1 protein-coding gene is annotated in these 493 nt (G+C 33.1%); it reads left to right on the plus strand.

From position 1 onward, the window contains the following. Positions 1-287: transposase (locus tag V7014_RS26085; RefSeq protein WP_335511860.1), on the plus strand; the 287-nt coding region annotated here is incomplete at its 5' end. Positions 288-493: the final 206 nt, after the last annotated feature.

Raw genomic sequence — 493 nt, forward strand, 5'->3', positions numbered from 1 at the left:
TAGTTGCCTACGCTGGAATTGATCCTAGTGTCCATTCATCTGGGAAGTTTACAGCGACCACCAATCGGATAACCAAACGAGGTTCCAGTAGGCTAAGGCATAGTTTATATCTAGCCATTTTGTGTGGAATAAGAAGTTCCAGAAATAAAAAGCTCAAAGCGTTCTACGATAAGAAACGATTAGAAGGAAAGCCTTCAAAAGTAGCGATTGTCGCTTGTATTAATAAGCTTCTTCACTGGATTTATGCTTTATTAAAGAGGAAAGAATATTTCCTAGATATAGCTTAGAAAGACTTTTTAACCACATAAAGAAAAACCTTCCATAAGACATCTGGAGGGCTATTTGGTATGCCTAAAAATAGTATAGCATAAAAATTTTTATGTTTGAGAGAAAGATATTGACAACCTATTAGCTGGTTTAGTTGAATAACAAAGGACATAACATATTTGTCATTTATAATATGTTATGTCCTTTAATTTATAAGAATTTTTTT

This window comes from Bacillus sp. JJ722 (assembly GCF_036963345.1).
In the GTDB taxonomy this organism is placed as follows: domain Bacteria; phylum Bacillota; class Bacilli; order Bacillales; family DSM-1321; genus Bacillus_AD.